19 protein-coding genes are annotated in these 20,222 nt (G+C 72.8%); 8 read left to right on the top strand and 11 right to left on the bottom strand.

Annotated elements, in window-relative coordinates:
• Nucleotides 1–56: 56 nt before the first annotated feature.
• Nucleotides 57–1,313 carry an ROK family transcriptional regulator gene (locus tag LPA42_RS14590; protein ID WP_176734244.1) on the bottom strand — a complete coding sequence of 419 codons (1,257 nt, stop codon included), beginning with the start codon at nucleotides 1,311–1,313 and terminating at the stop codon, nucleotides 57–59.
• 49 nt (nucleotides 1,314–1,362) lie between these two features.
• On the opposite strand from LPA42_RS14590, the gene xylA reads away from it, so the two are divergent.
• The 3 genes from xylA to LPA42_RS14575 are packed head-to-tail and all read left to right on the top strand — an operon-like array spanning nucleotide 1,363 to nucleotide 5,462.
• Nucleotides 1,363–2,550: a xylose isomerase gene (gene xylA / locus LPA42_RS14585; RefSeq protein ID WP_077938580.1), complete on the top strand. Its 1,188-nt coding sequence runs from the start codon at nucleotides 1,363–1,365 to the stop codon at nucleotides 2,548–2,550.
• Between the two features lie 10 nt (nucleotides 2,551–2,560).
• The gene (gene xylB / locus LPA42_RS14580) at nucleotides 2,561–4,003 is read left to right on the top strand and encodes a xylulokinase (RefSeq protein WP_077938581.1); all 1,443 of its coding nucleotides are present in this window, start codon (nucleotides 2,561–2,563) and stop codon (nucleotides 4,001–4,003) included.
• 34 nt (nucleotides 4,004–4,037) lie between these two features.
• Nucleotides 4,038–5,462, top strand: coding sequence for an MFS transporter (locus tag LPA42_RS14575; RefSeq protein WP_077938582.1), 1,425 nt, complete (start codon nucleotides 4,038–4,040; stop codon nucleotides 5,460–5,462).
• Between the two features lie 363 nt (nucleotides 5,463–5,825).
• Here LPA42_RS14575 and LPA42_RS14570 read toward each other — a convergent pair whose 3' ends face one another.
• The 5 genes from LPA42_RS14570 to LPA42_RS14550 all read right to left on the bottom strand — a co-directional run bounded on the left by LPA42_RS14570 (nucleotide 5,826) and on the right by LPA42_RS14550 (nucleotide 12,185).
• The gene (locus tag LPA42_RS14570; RefSeq protein ID WP_077938600.1) at nucleotides 5,826–7,502 is read right to left on the bottom strand and encodes a glycoside hydrolase family 13 protein; all 1,677 of its coding nucleotides are present in this window, start codon (nucleotides 7,500–7,502) and stop codon (nucleotides 5,826–5,828) included.
• Between the two features lie 99 nt (nucleotides 7,503–7,601).
• Complete coding sequence (locus tag LPA42_RS14565; RefSeq protein WP_077938583.1) at nucleotides 7,602–8,690, bottom strand: LacI family DNA-binding transcriptional regulator; 1,089 nt, start codon at nucleotides 8,688–8,690, stop codon at nucleotides 7,602–7,604.
• A gap of 60 nt (nucleotides 8,691–8,750) precedes the next feature.
• Nucleotides 8,751–9,716: a carbohydrate ABC transporter permease gene (locus LPA42_RS14560; RefSeq protein ID WP_043966147.1), complete on the bottom strand. Its 966-nt coding sequence runs from the start codon at nucleotides 9,714–9,716 to the stop codon at nucleotides 8,751–8,753.
• A gap of 1 nt (nucleotide 9,717) precedes the next feature.
• On the bottom strand, nucleotides 9,718–10,767 hold the full coding sequence (locus LPA42_RS14555) for a carbohydrate ABC transporter permease (RefSeq protein WP_043966149.1): 1,050 nt from the start codon (nucleotides 10,765–10,767) through the stop codon (nucleotides 9,718–9,720).
• 71 nt (nucleotides 10,768–10,838) lie between these two features.
• Nucleotides 10,839–12,185 (bottom strand): ABC transporter substrate-binding protein, encoded by a 1,347-nt coding sequence (locus LPA42_RS14550; protein WP_077938584.1) that lies wholly within the window; start codon nucleotides 12,183–12,185, stop codon nucleotides 10,839–10,841.
• 259 nt (nucleotides 12,186–12,444) lie between these two features.
• On the opposite strand from LPA42_RS14550, the gene LPA42_RS14545 reads away from it, so the two are divergent.
• The gene (locus LPA42_RS14545) at nucleotides 12,445–13,218 is read left to right on the top strand and encodes a M23 family metallopeptidase (protein ID WP_077938585.1); all 774 of its coding nucleotides are present in this window, start codon (nucleotides 12,445–12,447) and stop codon (nucleotides 13,216–13,218) included.
• 68 nt (nucleotides 13,219–13,286) lie between these two features.
• On the opposite strand, the gene LPA42_RS14540 is transcribed toward LPA42_RS14545, so the two are convergent.
• The 5 genes from LPA42_RS14540 to LPA42_RS14520 form a co-directional block, all read right to left on the bottom strand.
• Nucleotides 13,287–13,778 (bottom strand): TspO/MBR family protein, encoded by a 492-nt coding sequence (locus LPA42_RS14540; protein ID WP_077938601.1) that lies wholly within the window; start codon nucleotides 13,776–13,778, stop codon nucleotides 13,287–13,289.
• Between the two features lie 147 nt (nucleotides 13,779–13,925).
• Nucleotides 13,926–14,072, bottom strand: coding sequence for a GPGG-motif small membrane protein (locus LPA42_RS14535; RefSeq protein ID WP_013288160.1), 147 nt, complete (start codon nucleotides 14,070–14,072; stop codon nucleotides 13,926–13,928).
• Complete coding sequence (locus LPA42_RS14530) at nucleotides 14,063–14,836, bottom strand: metallophosphoesterase (RefSeq protein WP_074477467.1); 774 nt, start codon at nucleotides 14,834–14,836, stop codon at nucleotides 14,063–14,065. Before LPA42_RS14530 ends, LPA42_RS14535 begins: the two co-directional genes overlap by 10 nt.
• Nucleotides 14,837–14,849: 13 nt before the next feature.
• Entirely contained in the window at nucleotides 14,850–15,146 is a 297-nt protein-coding gene (locus tag LPA42_RS14525) for a hypothetical protein (protein WP_043966155.1), read from the bottom strand.
• Complete coding sequence (locus tag LPA42_RS14520) at nucleotides 15,143–15,784, bottom strand: nucleotidyltransferase family protein (protein WP_255378733.1); 642 nt, start codon at nucleotides 15,782–15,784, stop codon at nucleotides 15,143–15,145. Before LPA42_RS14520 ends, LPA42_RS14525 begins: the two co-directional genes overlap by 4 nt.
• A gap of 98 nt (nucleotides 15,785–15,882) precedes the next feature.
• Here LPA42_RS14520 and LPA42_RS14515 point away from each other — a divergent pair, with 98 nt between their 5' ends.
• From LPA42_RS14515 to LPA42_RS14500, 4 genes are all read left to right on the top strand, one after another.
• Nucleotides 15,883–16,668, top strand: coding sequence for a dTMP kinase (locus tag LPA42_RS14515; protein WP_077938602.1), 786 nt, complete (start codon nucleotides 15,883–15,885; stop codon nucleotides 16,666–16,668).
• A gap of 224 nt (nucleotides 16,669–16,892) precedes the next feature.
• A complete protein-coding gene (locus tag LPA42_RS14510; protein WP_043966157.1) occupies nucleotides 16,893–17,807 on the top strand; it encodes a MurR/RpiR family transcriptional regulator in 915 nt (304 codons plus the stop codon).
• Complete coding sequence (murQ, locus tag LPA42_RS14505; protein ID WP_077938587.1) at nucleotides 17,804–18,757, top strand: N-acetylmuramic acid 6-phosphate etherase; 954 nt, start codon at nucleotides 17,804–17,806, stop codon at nucleotides 18,755–18,757. The genes LPA42_RS14510 and murQ overlap by 4 nt, the downstream gene beginning before the upstream one ends.
• A gap of 449 nt (nucleotides 18,758–19,206) precedes the next feature.
• Entirely contained in the window at nucleotides 19,207–20,196 is a 990-nt protein-coding gene (locus LPA42_RS14500) for an RNA polymerase sigma factor RpoD/SigA (protein WP_176734248.1), read from the top strand.
• Nucleotides 20,197–20,222: the final 26 nt, after the last annotated feature.

The raw sequence follows: 20,222 nt of genomic DNA, 5'->3' as shown, positions 1-20,222 counted from the left end.
CTTCGGGCAAGGGTACCGAGGGGCTCCGACGGTCGCCCATCGAGCGGAAGGGGAGGTCAGCCCTGTCGGGTGAGCCAGCCGACCGGTTCGGCGACGATCCGGCGGACGACCGAGCCGGCCGCGCCGACCACGGCGGCCTCGGGGCCGAGTGTCGACGGGCGTACGGTGACCGGCGCCCAGCCGGCGGTGAGCACCCGCCGGGACACCTCGGCCAGCACCGCCGGCCGCAGCCAGGGGGTGAGGAGCGCGTAGCCGCCCCCGAGGACCACGGTGTCCAGGTCCAGCAGGTTCACCACGCCCGCCACCGCGACCCCGAGGGCCTGCCCCGCCTCGGCCAGCGCTGCCAGGGCGGCGGGGTGGCCGGCGGCGGCGAGGTCGGCCAGCCGCGCGGCGGCCGTGTCCGCCGGCAGGTCCGCCCGGTCCAGCCCGGCGGCGGCGAGCACGGCCTCCTGGCCCGCGTACTGCTCCAGGCAGCCCCGGCCGCCGCAGCGGCAGGGCCGCCCCTGCGGCTGCACGGGGATGTGACCGATCTCGCCGCTCCACCCGCGTACCCCCCGGAACAGCGCGCCGTCGAGGACGATCCCGGCACCGATGCCCACCTCGCCGGAGACGTGCAGGAAGCTCGCCGGCCCGGTCGGGTCGGCGTGCAGCTCGCCCACGGCGGCCAGATTGGCCTCGTTGTCGACGACCAGCGGCGGGACCCCGGGCACCGGCCCGGCCAGCGGCGGGTGGCCGGCCAGCAGCTCGGGCACGGCCACGTCCCGCCAGCCGAGGTTCGGGGCGAGCCGGACCAGCCCGGCGTCGCCGACCAGGCCGGGCACGGCGAGGGCCACCCCGGCCAGGGTGAGGCCCTGCCCCTCGGCGTCGGCCCGCGCCTCGGCGGCCAGCGTGACGAGCCGGGCGAGGGCGTCGGCGGGGGAGACCGGGCGCAGGTCGGCGCGGCGCACCGTGTGGTGCCGGACCTCGCCGGCCAGGTCGACCACGCAGGCGGCCAGGTAGTCGACGTTGATCTCCAGTCCGAGGCCGGCGGGGCCGGACCCGGCCAGCACCAGCCCGCGCGCCGGCCGGCCGGCCCCGGCGCGCGGCGCGGGCTCCGACTCGGCGACCAGGCGGCCGGCGATGAGGTCGTCGACGACGGCCGAGACGGTGGCCCGGGTGAGGCCGGTCGAGGCGGCCACGTCGGCCCGCGACGGTGGGCGGGGCGCGGCGGCGATCCGGCCGAGCACCACGGCGAGGTTCAGCTCGCGCAGGCTGCCCTGGCGGACCGCCCCGGGGACAGGGGCGGGGCGGGTCACCCCTTGACAGTGCCACATGCCCGCCAAATAATTCAACCACTGAACAAATAGCTACCGGAGGTCTGCCATGGCACCCCGTCCCACCCCCGCCGACAAATTCTCCTTCGGCCTCTGGACGGTGGGCTGGCAGGCCCGCGACCCGTTCGGCGACGCCACCCGCGGTGAGCTGGACGCCGTCGAGGCCGTGCACAAGCTCGCCGAGCTGGGCGCGTACGGAATCACCTTCCACGACGACGACCTGATCCCGTTCGGCGCGGACTCCGCCGCCCGCGACGCCCAGATCGCCCGGTTCCGCAAGGCCCTCGACGAGACCGGTCTGGTCGTGCCGATGGTCACCACCAACCTGTTCACCCACCCGGTGTTCAAGGACGGCGGCTTCACCAGCAACGACCGCGACGTGCGGCGGTACGCGCTGCGCAAGGTGCTGCGCAACGTCGACCTCGCCGCCGAGCTGGGCGCCAAGACGTTCGTCATGTGGGGCGGCCGCGAGGGCTCCGAGTACGACCTGGCCAAGGACATCCGCGCGGCGCTGGACCGCTACCGCGAGGGCGTCGACCTGCTCTGCGAGTACGTCGTCGACCGCGGCTACGACCTGCGCTTCGCCATCGAGCCGAAGCCGAACGAGCCGCGCGGCGACATCCTGCTGCCCACCGTCGGCCACGCGCTGGCGTTCATCTCCACCCTGGCCCGCCCCGAGATGGTCGGCCTCAACCCCGAGGTCGGCCACGAGCAGATGGCCGGGCTCAACTACGCCCACGGCATCGCCCAGGCGCTGTGGCAGGGCAAGCTGTTCCACCTCGACCTCAACGGCCAGCGCGGCATCAAGTACGACCAGGACCTGGTCTTCGGCCACGGCGACCTGATGAACGCTTTCGCCCTGGTGGACCTGCTGGAGAACGGCGGCCCCGACGGCGGCCCGGCCTACGACGGCCCCCGCCACTTCGACTACAAGCCCTCGCGCACCGAGGACTTCACCGGCGTGTGGGCCTCGGCCGAGGCGAACATGCGCACCTACCTGCTGCTCAAGGAGCGGGCCGCCGCGTTCCGGGCCGACCCGGAGGTGGCCGAGGCCCTCGCCGCGAGCCGCGTCGGCGACCTGTCCATCCCGACCGTCGCCGACGGCGAGGGCTACGCCGGGCTGCTCGCCGACCGTTCCGTCTTCGAGGAGTACGACGTCGACGCCGCCGCCGCGCGGGGCTTCCACTTCGTCCGGCTCAACCAGCTGGCCGTCGAGCACCTGCTCGGCGCTCGCTGAGGCCGCCGCCATGCCCCTGGTCGCCGGGTTCGACTCGTCCACCCAGTCCTGCAAGCTGGTGATCCGCGACGCGGAGACCGGGGCGCTGGTGCGCTCCGGCCGCGCCGCCCACCCCGACGGCACCGAGGTCGATCCGGCGGCCTGGTGGGCGGCGCTGGAGGCCGCCGTGGCGCAGGCCGGCGGCCTGGCCGACGTCGCCGCCGTCTCCGTCGCCGGTCAGCAGCACGGCATGGTCTGTCTCGACGCGTCGGGCGAGGTGGTCCGCCCGGCGCTGCTGTGGAACGACACCCGCTCCGCCGGTGCCGCCGCCGACCTGATCGAGGAGGCCGGCGGCGGCGAGGCCGGCGGGCGGTTCTGGGCCGACGCCGTCGGCGTCGTCCCGGTGGCCAGCTTCACCGCCACCAAGCTGCGCTGGCTGGCCCGGCACGAGCCGGCCAACGCCGACCGGGTCGCCGCCGTCTGCCTGCCGCACGACTGGCTGACCTGGCGGCTGGCCGGCGCGCCCGGCCTGGACGCGCTGCGCACCGACCGCAGCGACGCCAGCGGCACCGGCTACTGGTCGCCGGCCACCGGCGAATACCGGTTCGACCTGCTTGAACGCGCCTTCGGTCGGCGGCTGGAGGTGCCCGTCGTGCTCGGGCCGACCCAGTCCGCCGGGGCCCTCGACCCGGCGGCACTCGCCGCCGGCGGGGGGCCCGGCGGGGCGCTGCTCGGGCCGGGGGCCGGCGACAACGCCGCCGCCGCGTTCGGCGTCGGGGCCCGCCCCGGCGACGTGGTCGTCTCCATCGGCACCTCCGGCACCGTGTTCAGCGTCGCCGACGCGCCGACGGCCGACCCGACCGGCACCGTCGCCGGGTTCGCCGACGTGACCGGCCGCTATCTCCCGCTGGTCTGCACGCTCAACGCGGCCCGGGTGCTCGACGCGGCGGCCACCATGCTCGGGGTCGACCTCGACACCCTGTCCGACCTTGCCCTGTCCGCCCCGCCCGGCGCGGACGGCCTGGTGATGGTCCCCTACCTGGAGGGGGAGCGGACCCCGAACCGGCCGTCGGCCACCGGGTCGGTGCACGGGCTCACCCTGCGCACCTCCACCCCGGCGCACCTGGCCCGTGCCGCGGTCGAGGGGATGCTCTGCGCGCTCGCCGACGGCCTCGACGCGCTGACCGCGCAGGGCTGCCGGGCCGAGCGGGTGATCCTGGTCGGCGGCGGGGCCCGGTCGGCGGCGGTGCGTCGCATCGCGCCGCAGGTCTTCGGCCGCCCGGTGGTCGTGCCGCCGCCCGGGGAGTACGTGGCCGACGGGGCCGCCCGCCAGGCAGCCTGGCTGGCCCTGGGCGGGCAGGACGCGCCCGACTGGTCGCCGGCCGGCACCCAGGAGTACGCGGCCGACGGCGTCGCGGCCGTCCGCGAGCGGTACGCGGCGGCCCGCGACCGGGTGCTCGACCGGCCCGCCTGACGGGGGCCGACCCGGCAGCGGGCATGCTGGGTCGGTGACGGGTCGGTCGGTGGTACGGCGGCGGGGCTGGGGCGGTAGCGCGGCGCACCGGTCGTACAGCGTGCTGGTGTTCGTGCTGCTCGCCTCGCTGGACAACGTGGCGATCGGCCTCGTCCCGCCGCTGTACGGCCCGATCTCCGGCTCGCTCGGCGTCTCCCAGCGCCTGCTCGGGCTGGTCACCGCCGTCAGCTTCCTGGTCAGCGCGGTCGCCGCCGTCGGTTGGGCGTACGTCGGCGACCGCACCGACCGCAAGCCGCTGCTGATGGTCGGCACCCTGGTGTGGGCGGCCGGCACCGGCGGCAGCGCGCTGGCGCAGGGCTACCCGGCGTTCCTGGCGGCCCAGCTCGTCGCGGCGGTCGGCCTCGGCGCGGTCGGTTCGGTCGGCTTCTCCGTGGTCACCGACCTCATCTCGCCGCGCCGCCGAGGGCTGGTGATGAGCTTCTGGGGGCTGTCCCAGGGCGTCGGCACCCTGGCCGGGACGCTCGTCGGCGGCCTGCTCGGTGCCGCCGACTGGCGGCGGCCGTTCTGGCTGCTCACCGTGGTCGGGCTGGCGGCCACGGCGGCGTACCTGTTCACGTACGACATCCGGCGCGGGCAGAGCGAGCCGGAGCTGGCCGGCGCGCTTGCCGGCGGCGCGGAGTACGACTACCGGATCACCCGCGCCGACCTGCCGGGCATCCTGGCCCGGCGGACGAACCGCTGGCTGGTCCTGCAGGGGCTGACCGCCCAGGCGGCCTTCGGGTCGCTGGTCTGGCTACCGGTGCTGTTCGCCCAGCGGGCGCAGGCCCAGGGCTACTCGGCGGCGACGGCCGTCGTCGTCGGCAGCGTCTTCGCCACCCTGTTCCAGCTCGGCGGGGTGCTCTCCATCGTCGGCGGGCTGGTGGGTGACGCCGTGCAGCGGCGTACGCCCCGGGGCCGGGCGCTGGTCGCGGCGGTGGGCATCCTCGCGGCCCTGCCGTTCTACCTGGTCCTGTTCTTCGTGCCGTTGCGCATCGACGTGCCCGACGGCGGCTCCACCGGCGCGGTGGTCGGCGCGGTGCTGGCCAGCGTCGTGACCGAGCCGACGGTCGGGCTGAGCCTGCTCACCGCCGTCTTCGCGCTGGCGCTGACGTCGGCGAATTCGCCGAACTGGTTCGCCCTCATCGCCGACGTCAACCCGCCCGAGCACCGGGGCACCGTCTACAGCCTCGGCAACCTGGTCAACGGGGTCGGCCGGGCGGCCGGCAACGGGCTGGTCGGGGTGGCCTTCCACGCGCTGCGGGCGGCGTTCCCGCCGCCGCTGAACTACGCCGTCGGGCTGGCCGTGTTCCAGCTCTTCTTCGTGCCGACGGGCGTCATGTACTGGCTGGCCTCCCGCACCTCGCCCCGCGACATCGACGCCGTGCGGACCCTGCTGCACGAGCGCGCCGAACGCCTGTAGGACGCGGTCGCGGCGGGCTTCCGGCGTGTGCGCCTTCACTCACGGCGGGCTCCCGGCCAGGGATCCTCCGCCGCATAGGGAGCTGATGTCATAGATGACTCAGGGGCCCGTGCAGCCCCGGCTGCGCCCATCCGTTGCTTCTGCCCCGCTCGTCCCGCCTGCCGCGCGTCCCCGTTCCGCCCCGCCTCACCGGTCGGCGGGGCGGGGCGGAACGGGGGTGAGTCATCTACGACATCAGCTCCCTACGCGGCGACAGAGCCCCCAGCACCCGCCGGATCGCCCTGCGACGCCAGCGGAGCACCCGGTGCGCGGCAGGCCAGGCCGGGCGCGGCCAAGGCGCGCAGCCGGGTGGGGTGGCGGGGATCAGGCGGGGCGGAACCAGACGGTGACGTCCTGGCCGACGGTGCCGTCGTCGGGCAGCGGGGCGCTGGCGTGCAGCACCTGCGCCCCGGCCGGCACCGGCACCGGCGTCGCGCCGAAGTTCGTCAGCACGGTGACGTCGCCGTTGCGGAAGCTCACCACCTCGTCGCCCGAGGCCAGCCAGTAGAGGCTGCCCCGGCCGAGCCCGTGCTCGCGGCGCAGCCGCAGCGCGGTGCGGTACAGCTCGTACGTCGAGCCGGGCACGTCGCGCTGCCGGTCGAGCGCGTACTCGGCCCACGACGGCGGCTGGGGCAGCCAACTCGCGTCGGTCGGCCCGAAGCCGTACGACGGGGCGTCGGCCTCCCACGGGATCGGCACCCGGCAGCCGTCCCGGCCGCGCTCGGTGTGCCCGCTGCGCTCCCAGGTCGGGTCCTGCCGCACCTCGTCGGGGAGCGTCATGTGCTCCGGCAGGCCCAGCTCCTCGCCCTGGTAGAGATAGGCCGAGCCGGGCAGGGCCAGCATCAGCAGGGTGGCCGCCCGGGCCCGGCGCAGGCCCAGCGCGGCGTCCGGCTGCGGGTCGCCGATGCCGATGCCGTTCGGGCGGGGGGTGCCGACGGGCAGGCCGAGGCGGGAGGCGTGCCGGACCACGTCGTGGTTGGACAGCACCCACGTGGTGGGCGCGCCGACGGTGTCGGTGGCCTCCAGCGAGCGGGTGATCACCGCGTACTGGGCGGGTGCGGTCCAGGACGCGGTGAGGTACTCGAAGTTGAACGCCTGGTGCATCTCGTCGGGCCGCACGTAGCGGGCCAGCCGCTCGGCCGGCTCCACCCACGCCTCGGCGACCAGGATCCGCTGGCCGTCGTACGAGTCGAGCAGGCGACGCCAGTCCCGGTAGACCTCGTGGACGCCGTCCTGGTCCCACATCGGCGGGCGGGGCTTGTCGACCTCGCTGCCGGAGAGGATCTCCTGCGGCTCCTGCCAGTTCGCCAGGTCGGCCTGCTTGATCAGGCCGTGCGCCACGTCCACCCGGAAGCCGTCGACGCCCCGGTCGAGCCAGAACCGCAGCACGTCGAGGAACTCGGCGCGGACCTCCGGGTTGTCCCAGTTCAGGTCGGGCTGCCCGGGGTCGAACAGGTGCAGGTACCACTGGCCGGGCCGGCCGTCGGGCTCGGTGACCCGGGTCCACGCGGGGCCGCCGAAGACGCTGGTCCAGTCGTTGGGCGGCTGGTCGCCGTCGGGCCCGAGGCCGTCGCGGAAGACGTACCGGGCGCGCTCGGGGCTGCCCGGGGCGGCGGCGAGGGCCGCGGTGAACCAGCGGTGCGCCGACGACGTGTGGTTGGGCACGAGGTCGACGATGACCCGCAGCCGGCGGGCGTGCGCCTCGGCGATCAGCCGGTCGGCGTCGGCGAGCCGCCCGAACAGCGGGTCCACGTCGCGGTAGTCGGCCACGTCGTACCCGGCGTCGGCCTGTGGCGACGGGTAGAACGGCGACAGCCAGACCGCGTCCACGCCCAGCTCGACGAAGTGGTCGAGGCGGGCGGTGATGCCCGGCAGGTCGCCGATGCCGTCACCGTTCGCGTCGGCGAACGAGCGCGGGTAGATCTGGTAGATCACTGCCTCGGTCCACCAGTCGGTGGTGGGGCCGGTGGACTGCTGCTGTGGGGTCGCGTCGGTGTTCAGGGCCTTCTCCCGTGTGTCGAAGCCGTCCCGGTCATGGTTCCCCGGTGGCACGCGGACGAACCCGTCCAGTCTGCCCGGTGCCGGGCGGACGGCCCGCGTTCAGTCCGCCCGGGGCGGGGCGGTCGAGTCGCGTACCACGAGGCGGGTGGGCAGGATCAGCGGCGCGGCGGACGGCCCGGCCGGGCCGACCCCGCGCGGGCCGGGCACGAGCGGCCCGGGCACGAGCGGCCCGGCCGGCGGCGGGAGGTCCCGGCCGCCCAGCGGGTCGAGCAGGATGCGGGCCGCGAGCCGGCCCTGCTCCGCCGCCGGCTGGGCGATCGTGCTCAGCCCGAGCACCCCGGACAGGTCGTGGTCGTCGATGCCGATGACGCTGACGTCCTGCGGGACCCGCAGGCCCGCGTCGCGCAGCGCGCTCATCGCGCCCATGGCCATCTCGTCGCAGGCGGCGAAGATGGCGGTCGGTGGCTCGCCCCGGGCGAGCAGCTCGATGGTGGCCTGCTCGCCGCCGTCGATGGTGAACTGCGACTCGACGTCCAGGCACGGGTCGGGCTCGATGCCGGCGGAGCGCAGCGCCTCCTGGTAGCCCCGGCGCCGGTCCAGGTGGGTGGTGAAGGCCAGCTCGTCGTCCGGGTCGCCGGAGATGTGCGCGATCCGGCGGTGGCCCAGGTCGAGCAGGTGTCGGGTGGCGGTCCGCGCGGCGGCCACGTCGTCGATGCGTACGCAGGGCCAGCCGGGCACCCCGCTGCCGGAGCTGATGGTCACGCCGGGCAGGTCCAACACGGTGAGCGCGGCCAGCTCGGCCCGGCGCAGCGGGGTGGCGACCAGCATCACGGCGTCCACCCGCTTGTGCAGGTTGGCGGTGCCCAGCACCCGCTGGCGGGTGCGTTCCCGTCCGCCGAGGTTGTAGAGCAGCAGGTCGTAGCCGGACTCGTGCAGGGTCTCCTCGACGGCCTCGACCACGGTGCCGAAGAACCAGCGGGTGATCCGGGGGACGATCACGGCCACGGTGGCGGTCCGCCCGCCGGCCAGCCGCGACGCGCTCGGCGAGACCGCGTACTGGAGCTGCTCGGCGGCGGCGAGGACCCGGCGGCGGGTGGCCGCGGAGACCGTCGGCAGGCCGCGCAGGGCCCGCGAGACGGTGGCGGTGGAGACCCCGGCCAGGCGGGCGACATCATCGATCTTGGTCATGGATTCCCGCTCCGGCCCGGACCGCCGCCGCCCGGGAACGCGGGCGGCGGCGGTCGCGAGTCAGCCCTTGACGCTGCCGGCGAGCAGGCCGCGCACGAAGTATCGCTGGAGCGACAGGAACACGATCAGCGGTACGACGATCGAGACGAACGCGCCCGAGGTCAGCCGCTGCCACTCGTTGCCCCGGCTGCCGGCCATCTCGGCCAGCCGCACGGTCAGCGGGGCGGTCTCGCTGCTGCCCCCGGCGAAGATCAACGCGACCAGCAGGTCGTTCCAGACCCAGAGGAACTGGAAGATGCCGAAGGCCGCCAGGGCCGGGGTGATCAGCGGCAGGACGATGGTGCGGAAGATCTTGGGGTGGGTTGCCCCGTCGACCCGGGCCGCCTCCATCAGGTCCTTGGGGAGCTGCGCGATGAAGTTGTGCAGCAGGAAGACGGCGAACGGCAGCGCGAAGCAGGTGTGCGCGAACCACACCTGCGCGAACTTCTGCTCGTCGACCAGGTCCCAGGCGGGCATGAGGGTCACCCCGCCGAGGGTCACGCCGGTGGAGAAGAACTTCAGCAGCGGCACCAGCGCCATCTGGAGCGGGACGATCTGCAACGCGAAGATCGCGATGTACGCCCAGTCCCGGCCCCGGAAGTTGATCCACGCCAGCGCGTACGCCGCCAGCGACGCGAACGCGATCGGGAACAGCACCGACGGGATGGTGATCGCCAGCGAGTTGATGAAGTAGTTGGCCAACTGCCCCGACGACGAGGAGCGCCCGAACAGCACCTCCTGGTAGTTCTCCAGGGTGAACTGCGGGTTGGTGAAGAACGTCCACCAGCCCGTGGTCTTGATCTCGTTCTCCGGCCGGAACGAGGAGACGAACAGGCCGAAGGTGGGGATCGTCCAGAACACCGCGATGACGATCGAGATCAGCGTCGCCGTGCGGCTGTTGAGCCGCTTGCGGACCCGGCCGGCGGTGGTGGTGGTCTTTCCGGTGGCCTGTGCCCCGGCGGGGAGCGTGGGCGTCGTGGTGGTCATCTCAGCCCTCCCGCTGCTGACGCAGGTTGCGGATCTGGTAGATCACGAGCGGGATCACCAGGACGAAGAGGAAGACCGCCAGCGCCGAGCCCTGCCCGTTCTGGCCGTACCGGAACGCCTGGTTGTACATCTCGTTCGCGATGACGCTGGTGTCGTAGTTGCCGTTGGTCGCGGTCCGGACGATGTCGAAGACCTTCAGCGTGGCGATCGACAGCGTCACGACCACGACGATCAGCGCCGGGCGGATGCTCGGCATGGTGATCTGCCAGAACATCTGCCACGGGGTGACCCCGTCGAGCCGGGCGGCCTCGACGATGTCGGCCGGGATGGCCTTGATCGCCGCGGAGAGCACCACCATGGCGAAGCCGGCCTGGATCCAGACCATGATCACGATCAGCAGCAGGGTGTTCAGCGGCGATTCCAGCAGCCACTGCTTGGGCTCACCGCCGAGGCTCACCACGATCTGGTTGAGCAGGCCGATCTGGTCCTGCCCCTCGCCGCGGTAGGCGTAGACGAACTTCCAGATGATCGCCGCGCCGACGAACGAGATCGCCATCGGCATGAAGATCAGGGACTTGGCCACCGACTCGAACCGGGCCTTGTCCACCATGACCGCGTAGAGCAGCCCGAAAGCGGTGGCCACCAGCGGCACCAGCAGCACCCACACGAGCGTGTTGATCAGCACCCGGATGATCGAGCTGTCGGAGAACATCCAGGCGTAGTTGTCGAGTCCCACCCAGTTGCGGCTGCCGCCGTCCATGAACGACAGCAACGTGGTGCGGATGGCCGGGACGACCAGGCCGATCATGAGCAGCAGCACCGCTGGCAGCAGGAAGAAGAACGCGAACATGCCCTCGCGCGGCTTGCGGCGCCGGGGCAGTGGAGCCCCGTTCGCCGCGGCGGCGATCAGCTGTGCCTCGTGGCGTCGGGCGAAGTAGGACGGCACGGCGTCGAGGAGCAGCAGCAGGCCCCCGACGACCACGGCGAACGCGATCAGCCCGTACAACAACATGAGGAGCTTCGGCTGCACGTCGGCGAAGTCGAACTCCATCAACCCTCCTTCGGGGTTTCGGCTCGGCCGGTGGGCCGGCCCGTGTCGACGGACCGGCCCACCGCCTCAGATCACTTCGGCCAGCTGCTCTCGATGCCCTGGAGCACGGTCGCGGTGTCCTTGCCGTTGATCCAGTCGATCATGCCCTTCCAGAACGTCCCCGTGCCGACGGCGGCCGGCATCAGGTCCGAACCGTCGAACCGGAAGACGCTCTTCTGGTCCTGCAGGATCTGCACGGAGAGCTTGTCCACCGGGTTCGGCACGTTGGCCAGGTCGAGCTGCTTGTTGGCCGACACCCAGTCGCCGATCTTGGCGCGGCTGTTGGCGTACTCACCGGAGGCCAGGTACGTCTGCACGGCCTGGACCTCGGGACGGTCGGCGAAGGCCGCGACGAACTCGCCGCCGCCCAGCACCGGCTTGCCCTTGGCCGGGTCGATGGCCGGGAAGTAGAACGCGAAGACGTCGCCGTCCTCGGCCACCTTGGTGCCCTGCGGCCACTGGTTGGCGTAGAAGGACGCCTGCCGGTGCAGGGCGCACTTGCCGGTGGTGATCGGCGTGCCCGCCTCCTGGAAGGAGGTGGTGGAGATGCTCTTCACGCCGCCGAAGCCGCCGTTGACGTACTTCTCGTTCTTGAGGATGGCGCCGGCCTTGTCCACGGCCTCGGCGACCTTCGGGTCGTTGAACGGGATGCCGTGGGTGGTCCACTGGTCGTAGACCTCGGGGGTCTGCGTCCGCAGCATCATGTCCTCGACCCAGTCGGTGGCCGGCCAGCCGGTCGCGTCCTGCGACTCGATGCCCGCGCACCACGGCTTGGTGCCGCTCGCCGCGATCTTGTCGCTCAGGGCGATCAGCTCGTCCCAGGTGGTGGGGACGGTCCAGCCCTTCTCCTTGAAGGTCTTCGGCGAGTACCACACGAAGGACTTCACGTTGGAGCCGAGCGGGGCGCCGTAGAACTGGCCGTTGACGGTGCCGTACTTCAGCCAGTCGGCCGAGTAGTTCTGCTCGGCCATCGCCTTGGTGTCGGCGCTGGCCGCCTTGAGCTTGCCGGCGTCGGCGAACCGCTTGACCAGACCCGGCTGCGGGATGAAGGCGAGGTCGGGCGCGTTGCCGCCGTCGACCCGGACACCGAGCTGGGCCTCGAACTCACCGCTGCCCTCGTGGTCGATCTCGATGCCGGTGCAGTCCTCGAACTGCTTCCAGGACTCGTCGAGGCGGTCGGCCTCGATGTCCCGGATCGACGAGTAGATCGTGACCTTCTTGCCGTCGTTGCCCTGGTACTTCTCGTAAGCCGCACACTCCGCGGAGTCCGCCTTGTCGCTGCTCTTGTCGTCGCCGGTGCCACAGGCAGTGACGCTGAGCGCCAGCCCCAGTACGCCGGCGACCGCGAGAGCCTGGCGTGGTCTGGCAAAGACCGCCATGCCGTTCTCCTTCCTTGCCGGCGCGGTCGCGTTCAACCGGCGCCGGTCCGATGGGCGTCACCACATGTAAGCGCTTGCATTGGAGCGCGTCCACCCCCCATCGGACACGGACGAGTAACAATCCCGAAACCAGCTCACCCCTAGTGGACACGCTCCCACCGATAGGGGGGTTCCACCCTCCGTGACCCCTTTCGGTCGATGCAGGAATCTGTCACGCTGAAGGCAATCGATTGAAGTTTATCGACATCGGAGGTGCTGGATGCGTAAGCGGTGGTACAGCCTCGCGGCGGTCGGCGCACTGATCGCGGCGACCCTGGTGCCGGCGACCCCGGCCCTGGCCGCCCCGACCTTCAAGGTCCCCTTCCCCTGCGGCCAGTCCTGGTCCGGCCAGACCCGCTCCGACCACAGCCCGGCGTACGCCGTCGACTTCAACCGCACCGACGACCAGGGCGACCCCGTGGTGGCCAGCGCCCCCGGCACCGTCGACCGGGTGACCGACCTGGGCGGCACCAGCTACGGCAAGTACGTCCGCATCGACCACGGCGGCGGCTACACGACCTACTACGCCCACCTCAACGGCTTCAACGTCTCCGTCGGCCAGAGCGTCGGCTACGGCAAGGTCATCGGCTGGGTCGGCAGCACCGGCGGCTCCACCGGCCCGCACCTGCACTACGAGCAGCGGCTCAACGGCAACGACATCCAGGTCCGGTTCAACGGCAACCTGGCGCTGTACTGGGGCACCAAGACGTACACCAGCGACAACAACTGCTCGTCGAGCACCGGCTCCGGCACGGTCGACACCAGCGGCACCCCGCTGACCGTCCGCTCCGGCCCGGGCACCGGGTACTCCTCGGTCGGCACGGTCGCGGACGGGACGAAGGTGACGATCCACTGCCAGACCAGCGGCACCACGGTCACCGGCACGTACGGCACCAGCTCGATCTGGGACCGGATCGGCAGCGGCCGGTACATCGCCGACGCGTACGTCTACACCGGCTACGACGGCTACATCCCGAACGTCCCGCGCTGCTGACCGCCACGCGTGTTAGGAGGGGTCCCCTGTGCAACAGAAAGCGTTAACAGGGGGCCCTTCCTTGCAGCTCAGTTGAGCTGCCAGATGGCGAAGTTGAGGGCGGCGGCGAAGGTGACCCACGCCCAGTACGGCAGCAGCAGCGCCGCCGCCAGCCGGGAGACCCGCGCGAACAGCACCACGGTCACCCCGATGGCCAGCCACATCAGCACGATCTCGGCGAACGCCAGGCCGTACCGGCCGGCGCCGAAGAACAGCGGGGTCCAGATCGCGTTCAGCACGAGCTGGGCCGTCCAGGCGTACAGCGCCGGGCCGAAGCCGACCCGCCGCCACACCAGCCACCCGGCGACAGCGATCAGCGCGTAGAGGAACGTCCAGACCGGGCCGAAGACCCAGGACGGGGGAGCCCAGTCCGGCTGGTTCAGGCTCGCGTACTCCTCGGAGGTGCCCCGCACGCCGAGCCCGCCGATCGCGGCGGCGACCGTCACGGCCGCGCCGAAGCCGAGGAGCGCCCACCACTTCCGGCCCCCGGTCGTGCGCCGGATGCTGTCCGAAACTGTCATGTGCAGCAGGTGCCCGGCGGCCGGCGCCGGCAAACCCCGGACGGCATGGCGCCGGGGTCGTCCTGCCCGGTGGCCCCTGTCTGGGAGGACGAGGCTCCGGTCACGACGACCCCGGCGGGTCGGTGGTGGATACGACGAAGTCGGGGATCAAGTGTTGAAGATGCTGACCCCGCCCGGGCCGACCAACAGCCCGACGACGATGAGGACGATGCCCCACAGGATCTGCCGGCGGAACAGCGCGAGGATGCCGGCGACCACGAGTACGACTGCGAGAATCCAGAGAATCAGCTCCATGGCTGCTGAATACCCGAGTGACCGATCCGGGAAACCTCCCCGGCGTCCAGATGATCTCCCAGGTGGAAGATGCTGTACGCCTGCTTGATCACCGGGTGTGCCACGTTGCGCACCCGCACCCCGCCCGGGGTGGTGCCCCGCTCGCTGCCGGCGTGCGCGTGCCCGTGCAGGGCCAGCGCGGTCGGCGCCGAGTCGATGGCCTGCCCGAGCTGGTACGACCCGAGGAACGGGTAGATCTCCAGCGGCTCGCCGGCCAGCGTGTCCGGCACGGGGGAGTAGTGGGTCAGCGCCACCAGCAGGTCGCAGTCCAGCCCCCGCAGGGCCGCGCCCAGCGCCTCCGCGCTCTCGTTCGTGGTGCGGACGAACGCCTTCATCTCCGGCTCGCCGAAGTCGCTGGCGCACCGGCCGGCGAAGCCGCCGCCGAAGCCCTTCACCCCGGCCACGCCGAGCCGCCCGGCGGGGAACTCCAGCACGATCCCCTCGCCCTCCAGCACCCGGATGCCGGCCTCCTCCAGCACCTTGACCACCTGCGGCACCTGGTCGCACTGGTGGTCGTGGTTGCCGAGCACCGTCACCACCGGCACGCCCAGCCCGCCGAACTCCCGGGCCACGCAGCGCGCCTCGGCCTCGGTGCCGTGCCGGGTCAGGTCGCCGGCGAGCAGCAGCACGTCGGCGCAGTCGGGCAGCTCGTCCAGGGCGGGCCGGAACCGGCCCACCACGTCCTCGTCCAGGTGCACGTCGCCCACGGCGGCGATCCGGATCACCTTCCGACCTCCCTCACGGCAGCTGTTCGACCTGCGTGGGCGCCTGCGTGCGGATCACCCCGATGTCGCTGGTGACCGGCACGTCGGGGAAGCGCTCGGCGACCCGGCGCAGGATCTCCTCGCGCCGGTGCGGGCTCTCCACCTCGCCGTAGAGGACCAGGCCGCGCTCCCGGCGGACCACGGTGATCCCCTGCTCGGCGACGGCCGGGTCCTCGGCCAGCAGCCGGTGGATCTCGGCCTCCACGTACTCGTCGGGCGGGCCGGCGGTGACGGCGGGCGTCCCGGCGGCGCTGTCACGGTGCTCGCTCACGCGGTCTCCTTCTCCTCGGTGGCGTCGGCGTACGGCACCACGTCCAACCGGTCGAGCAGCACCAGGAACGCCTCGGCGTACGGCGAGTGCTGCGTCTCCTTGCGTACCCGTTCCCAGTCGATCTGTTCGCGCAGCGACCGGGCCAGCGGCAGCGCCCGGGCGAAGTCGCAGTAGTGCTGGGAGAAGCTGAGCAGCTTGTGCACCATGAGCAGGGACGCGGACAGCACGGGCATGTGGATCGCGTCGACCGGGCGGTCGATCGTGTCGGCGAACGTCTCCTCGGTGACCGGGGTCTCGATCGGGCGGTGGATCAGGTCCACCATCCGGCCGTCGTCGTAGACCTTCACCAGCCAGTCCTCGGGCGGGCGCTCGGCGTCGAAGCCCGCCTCGACCAGCGCCTCCAGGGCCCGGTCCACGTCCTCGCCCCGGATCAGGAAGTCGACGTCGTGCTCGCTGGAGTGCCCGCCGTGGGCGTACACCGCGAAGCTGCCGCCGAGGGCGAACGGGATCTCGGACTGTTTGAGCACGGCGGCGACCTTCTTCAGCGTGTGCACCAGGGTCTCGTCCCCGCGCTCGGCCATGTGGCTCTCCCGTCGGTCGTGTCGTGGACAGGCGGATTCGATTTGCGTACCCGGCATTTCGTTCGCCCACACCTGAGCCTCGCCGCGCGGGGCGCGAACCGGCTGCAAAGGGACGAAACGCCGGAGGTGAGCGCGGGTCCGATAGTCTGGTGAAGGTGGCCAGATCACTGCGGGACCGGCGGGGCGGGGCCCGACTGCGCGCCGTCGCCCTGATCGGCATCGACGGGTCGGGCAAGACCACCCAGGCCCACCACCTCGCCGAGGCGCTGACCGCCGCCGGCCGCCCCGCCACCTACCACCGCAACGCCGGCGGCCGCCGCTGGCTCGGTCGCCTCGCCCAGCGGCTCGGCCGCCCCGACGCCGAGCGGCTGGTCGGCCGGCGCGGCCTGCTCGCTGTCGAGTCCGTGCTGCGCTGGCTGGCGATCGCGGCGGCGCTGCTGAGCTGCCTCGTCACCGGCCGGACGGCCGTCATGGACCGCTACTCCGCCTGCCAGTACGCCAGCATCCGCGCGCACGGCGGGCAGCGCTGGGAGCGGCTGGCCCGCGCCGGATACCGCCTCTTCCCGCCGCCGCAGGTCACCTTCCTGCTCGCGGTCGACCCGGCCGAGGCGTACCAGCGGATCGAGCGGCGCGGCACCGACCACGAGACGATGGGCTGGCTGACCGCCGCCGACACGGCGTACCGCACGCTGCCCGAGTTCCCCAGCTTCGTGGTCGTCGACGCCGGCCGCCCGCCCGAGGAGGTGTCCCGGCAGATCCGGGCCCACCTGGCCGCCTGGCTGCCGGCCCAGGGTGCCGCGCCCGCCGAGGCCGCCGCCCCGGCCGCTCCGCCGCCGGCCGAGCCCGCTCCGGCCGCACCGACCGGCACGCCCGGCCCGGTGGCGCGCCCCGTCGACGACGCCGGCCGGGGGCCGGGGCTGCTCGTGGCGGGTCAGGCCTGACCGTAGGCCGGCCGGCCCACCCCGGGTGCCCCACCGAAGGGTGCCGCCGCCCGGACGGTGGGTCGCCGCGCCCGTCCAGCACGGGGCGGGGCCCCTCCGGGGGAGGTGTCGGGCGCTGCGTGGATGACAGTCTTTCCGCAACACTCGTGAACGTCCGGAGTACTTTTTTCCCGATACGTGGAGACATGGTTGACGCTCGCGCCCGGTGAAAGTAAGTTTCATCCGTGGCGAAGAGTCCGAAGATTTCTGCGAGTCACGAGCCGGGTGGGTTGATCGTCCACATCAGCGGCCTGCTCCCCTCGCTGTCGCCCGCCGAGCAGCGGGTGGCCCGACTGGTGGTCTCCGACCCGGCGGACGCCGCCCGGCGCACCATCACCGACCTCGCCACCGCCGCCGAGACATCCGAGGCGACCGTCATCCGGTTCTGCCGCTCGGTCGGCATGGACGGCTACCCGCAGCTGCGCATCCGGCTCGCCGCCGAGGCCGCCCGCCGGGTCGAGCCGCCGGACGCCCGGGTCGTCGGCGGCGACATCCCGCCCGGCGCCGACCTGGCCCAGATCATCGCCACCATCGCGTTCAACGACGCCCGGGCCGTGGAGGAGACGGCCGAGCAGCTCGACCCGGCCGTCTGCGAGCAGGTCGTCGAGGCGATCGTCGGCGCGGGGCGGATCGAGGTCTACGGCGCGGGCGCCAGCGGCTTCGTCGCCTCGGACTTCCAGCAGAAGCTGCACCGCATCGGCCGCATGGCGTTCTACTTCCCCGACGTGCACACCGCCCTCACCTCGGCCGCGCTGCTCGCCAAGGGCGACGTGGCCGTGGGCATCTCGCACAGCGGCACCACCGCCGACGTGATCGAGGTGCTGGAGCAGGCCCGCGCCCGGGGGGCCAGCACGGTGGCGCTGACCAACTTCCCCCGCTCGCCGATCACCGACGTCGCCGACTTCGTGCTCACCACGGCGGCCCGCGAGACGACGTACCGCTCGGGCGCGATGGCCAGCCGGCTGGCCCAGCTCACCGTGGTCGACTGCCTCTTCGTCGGGGTGGCCGCCCGCAACCGCGCGCGGGCCCGCCGGGCGTTGGAGGTCACCGCCGACGCGGTGCGGACCCGACGGGTCGGCCCCGGCCGGAGGCGGGGATGACGGCCGGGCGCGTCGAGCCCGGGGAGGTCACGGCGGTCCCCGCCCGTCCGGTGGTCCGGGTGGGCGCGCCCACCGAGCGGCGCAACCCGCGCAGCGTCGACCTCGACCTGATGTCCACCCGGGACGTGCTCACCGTGATCAACGAGGCCGACCGGCGGGTGCCGGCCGCCGTCGCCGCGGTCCTCGACGAGATCGCCGCCACCGTCGACCTCGCGGTCGCCGCGCTGCGCGGCGGGCACCGGGTGCACTACTTCGGCGCCGGGACCTCCGGCCGCCTCGGGGTGCTGGACGCTGCCGAGCTGGCACCCACCTTCAACTCGCCCCGGCACTGGTTCTGCGCCCACCTCGCGGGCGGCCCGGACGCGATGTGGCGGGCCGTCGAGGACGCCGAGGACGACCACCGGGGCGGGGCGGCCGAGGCGGCCGACTGCGTCGGCGCGGGCGACCTCGTCGTCGGGCTGGCCGCCAGCGGACGCACCCCGTACGTTCTCGGGGCGCTCGCCGCGTCCCGGGCCCAGGGGGCCTCGACGGTGCTGCTCTGCGCCAACCCGGAGGCCGAGGCCGCCGGGTCGGTCGACGTCTTCATCGGGGTCGACACCGGCCCCGAGGTGGTGACCGGCTCGACCCGGATGAAGGCGGGCACGGCGCAGAAGCTGGTGCTCAACACGTTCTCCACGGCCGTCATGGTGCGGCTGGGGCGGGTCTACTCGAACCTCATGATCGACATGGTGGCCACCAACGCCAAGCTGCGCGGCCGGATGATCTCGATCCTGATGGAGGCCACCGGCTGCGCCGAGGAGGTCTGCCGGCGGGCCCTGCACGAGGCCGACGGTGACCTCAAGACCGCCCTGGTGTCGCTCGTCTCCGGCGCCGAGGTCCCCGCCGCCCGGGCCGCCCTGGCCCGCGCTGCCGACCAGGTCAGGGGCGCGCTCGACCTGCTCGCCTCCTGAGCGTCTGCGGCCCCTGCCGGGTGCGGGCCGTGACGGTGGTCACCAAGCGCCGACGGTGGGACTTACCACACGGCACGGATTGTTCAACCGGGGCGAGGGTATTCCGTATCCGTGAATGAACCGACCGGTCCGCCGCCGCGTATCAGCCGGTGACCAGGATCGCAGTACGGCGGTGACGCGGGTCGCTGTGCGCCCCGGGGTGGCGATGGTGCCATGCCAGAGGCGGACGCGTTCCGTCGATCCGCCGACCCGTCGGTGGCGCCAACGGCGAGCCACTTTTCGGGGTGCTGACAGCAAACATGGACCGGGCTCTCAGCTACTACTCAGGCATTCGTGACACTTTCGACTCACGACATGGAATCCCCGACGCGTCTCAACTGTTGTGCAGGTGTCAGGTCAGCACCGGAGGGCACAGCGGAAGTTACGGGGGAGGGCTGATGGACGTGGGGATGGCAAGGAACCGGGCAACCGGCGCGAGCGAGGGGACCGTGGGCAACGTGGACAAGAACATCGGCATGCGAACCGACGAGGTGGCCGAGGAGCGCGACCTGGTCGGAGTCTACCTTCACGAGATCTCCCGGACGCCACTGCTGGACGCCGCCACCGAGGTCGACCTCTCCAAGTCGATCGAGGCCGGGCTGTACGCCGAGCACCTGCTCGAGACGGACAGCGTTCCCGCCGGTGTCGCCCGGGACGACCTGGAGCGGGTGGTCGCCGAGGGGGAGCGGGCGAAGGACCTCTTCATCCGCGCCAACCTGCGGCTGGTCGTCTCCATCGCCCGGCGCTACGTGCGCTCGGGCATGCCCATGCTCGACCTGATCCAGGAGGGCAACACCGGCCTGGTCCGGGCGGTCGAGAAGTTCGACTACGAGCGCGGGTTCAAGTTCTCCACCTACGCGACCTGGTGGATCCGCCAGGCGATCAGCCGGGCGATCGCCCAGCAGGAGCGCACCGTGCGGCTGCCGGTGCACCTGGTCGAGGACGTCAACCGGATGCGCAACGTCGCCCGGCAGCTCACCCGCGAGCTGGGCAGCGACCCGGAGCCGGAGCAGATCGCGGCGGCCCTCGGCGTCACCGTCGAGCGGGTCAGGGAGCTGGTGCGCTGGTCGCAGGACACGGTGTCGCTCGACACGCCGGTCGGCGACGACGGCGACACCAACCTCGGCGACCTGGTCGCCGACAGCGACGCCCCGTCGCCGGAGGAGATCGTCCTCACCGGCCTGGAGCGGCAGCGCATCGAGGGCCTGCTCAATCACCTCGACGACCGGTCGGCCGGCATCATGCGGGCCCGCTACGGCCTGGAGGACGGACGGGAGCACTCGCTGACCGAGGTCGCGTCGCGGTTCTCGCTGTCGCGGGAGCGGATCCGGCAGCTGGAGATCCAGGCGCTGGGCCGGCTGCGCGAGCTGGCCCGGGCGGAGGGGCTGCAGGCCGCCTGAGCTGGTAGTAATGACGGCGAACGGCC

It is taken from the genome of Micromonospora sp. DH13 (genome assembly GCF_020873825.1).
GTDB classification, from domain to species: domain Bacteria; phylum Actinomycetota; class Actinomycetes; order Mycobacteriales; family Micromonosporaceae; genus Micromonospora; species Micromonospora haikouensis.
Note: the sequence above shows the minus strand (reverse complement) of the source record. Positions and strands in the feature narration are given on the sequence as shown.